Source organism: Acidithiobacillus albertensis, from assembly GCF_001931655.1.
Classification (GTDB): Bacteria; Pseudomonadota; Gammaproteobacteria; order Acidithiobacillales; family Acidithiobacillaceae; genus Acidithiobacillus; species Acidithiobacillus thiooxidans.
The window spans coordinates 1-2,006 of sequence record NZ_MOAD01000066.1 but is presented as its reverse complement, the minus strand read 5'-3'; the positions used below and the strand labels follow the sequence as shown (position 1 = coordinate 2,006).

Below are 2,006 nucleotides of genomic sequence, written 5' to 3'. Positions count from 1 at the left end.
AACAGAAAAAATTTCCAGGCATTGGCAGCTGACTGAGGGATATATGCATGCCTTTAAAAATACTATGCATAGCATTATTTCTGGAACCAATATTCCCATTAATACATCTCTTGCTGAAAATGCTTTCGGTTTTCAGATGAATTATATTTTCAACTAAATTTCATAAAACACCGCTTCTTAGCTCTCATTAACTATGGGCATGTTGTGTTAACAGCTTGAAGATGAAATATGTTAGAGGTATGGCTTGGGAGGCGAGGCCATTTGGTGGCGCAGCAATTGTCAGAGTAACCGGCTATATCAAGGTTTGGCACCACAAAGACGATTAGCCGGAACGGAGACATCAATCAATTTTGGAAGTGGCAGATTGAGTGCGGCCATGATAGCGATGAATTCCTCACGCGATTTGTTGGCGAGACGCGGGTTGTTGTGTTTTTCCTCACCGATGCAGCTCACCCGGCGACCACGATAGTCGTGGCCGGGATAAACCAACGTCTCGTCAGGTAAGGTGAAAAGTTTTGTGGTAATGCTGTCGTATAAGGTGCCGGCATCGCCGCCCTGAAAGTCAGTGCGCCCACAGCCGCCAATGAGCAGAGCGTCACCGGTAAAAACCCGATCATGCCAGCGAAAGCTTAGAGATTCAGGAGTATGCCCAGGGGTAGCAAGTACGCGAATAACATCGTCTCCCAAGACCAGGAAATCGCCGTCATCCACCGCAATGTCGGCACAGTCGGCTTGAGCTCGGACACTGAGGACTACCTGTGCGTCCGTCTGCTCGCGGAGTTTGTGGGCAGCGCTGATATGATCGGCGTGCAAATGGGTTTCCAGAATATGAGTCAGGTGCAGGCCTTCATTACGCAAAATCTGCAAAACTTCGGCACTACCCTCGGCCACCGCATCGATGACCACGGCATCGCGCCAGGTATTATCCGCGAGAATGTAGGTGTAGGTACTGCTCTCGATATGAAACAGTTGTCGAAAATACATGACGTTATCCTTTTACCCAGAGGCTGCAGTGAATTCCGAATATGGCCTAGCGTGTCACAGCCAGGCTAGGGTCGCATTGAGAAAAATCATTTAGAAGACGATCTGGAGAGGCTGGAGGCGAATCCGGCGAACAAGAAGAAAATGCGCAAGGTGGTACGGGAATTTCGCATTTATATTGATGCCAACCAGGCATTTATCCCCAACTACGGCGACCGCTACCGGCATGACGAAGTAATTTCCACGTCCTTTGTCGAATCCACGGTGAACTATGTGGTCAGTAAACGCTTCGTGAAAAAGCAGCAGATGCGCTGGACCCAACGCGGTACGCATCTGTTGCTGCAAACAAGAGTGCAGGTCCTGAACGATGACCTACGAAAAACTTTCATCCGCTGGTTCCCTGGGATGAGCACGGATGAGCAGGCGACGCCAAAGGATGCAGCATAAGTGGCTTCAGCCCTCGGAATGATTCACCCTCCATGTATGGATGCCCCAAAAATTGAGTCCGCATCCCTGCATTTCATGAGGACATCATTCCCCGCATCATCGCAGGCATGCCTTCTTTGACAAAGCGCGTAATTTCACGCGCGTGGGCATGAATCACCTGGATCATTTCCGGATCTGACGACGTTTCTGTCACCGCCACTCCATCCTTGAGATAGTCCAGTTTTCGTTGATATAGCGTTGGATGAGCGAACATGACGGGAACGCTTCGACTGGCCGGATAGGGGAAAGGTTGGTCTTCCGCCAGGCGCTGATACATCTGGGTCACATGTGCCTGGAGTAATGCAACCGTATGTGGCACGGCCGAAATCGTGACCGCGTGTATCCCATTAGGCAGAAAAGTCACTTTGCGATGCACCTCTGCATGGACCTGGAACAATTCCATCCCGGTACGCATGGGTCCACGATTCTCCGGTGACATCATGGCACGCATGCCTTCGTGGTCAGGCGAATCACCCCCCATCATGTTTCCCATCATACTGCCCATACCCGAGGCACTAGCCCGGTCTGCCTGCACATAA

Annotated in this window: 2 protein-coding genes and 1 pseudogene; 1 reads left to right on the top strand and 2 read right to left on the bottom strand. The window is 50.7% G+C overall.

Annotation, left to right across the window (positions count from 1 at the left end; translation table 11 throughout):
* Positions 1-297: 297 nt before the first annotated feature.
* Positions 298-984, bottom strand: coding sequence for an MBL fold metallo-hydrolase (locus tag BLW97_RS17920; protein ID WP_075324150.1), 687 nt, complete (start codon positions 982-984; stop codon positions 298-300).
* Positions 985-1,068: 84 nt separating this feature from the next.
* On the opposite strand from BLW97_RS17920, the pseudogene BLW97_RS17915 reads away from it, so the two are divergent.
* Positions 1,069-1,428: pseudogene (locus BLW97_RS17915) on the top strand (ISKra4 family transposase); the annotation flags it as partial.
* 73 nt (positions 1,429-1,501) lie between these two features.
* On the opposite strand, the gene BLW97_RS17910 reads toward BLW97_RS17915, so the two are convergent.
* The coding region (locus BLW97_RS17910) for a hypothetical protein (RefSeq protein ID WP_207650651.1) at positions 1,502-2,006 on the bottom strand (505 nt) is incomplete at its 5' end.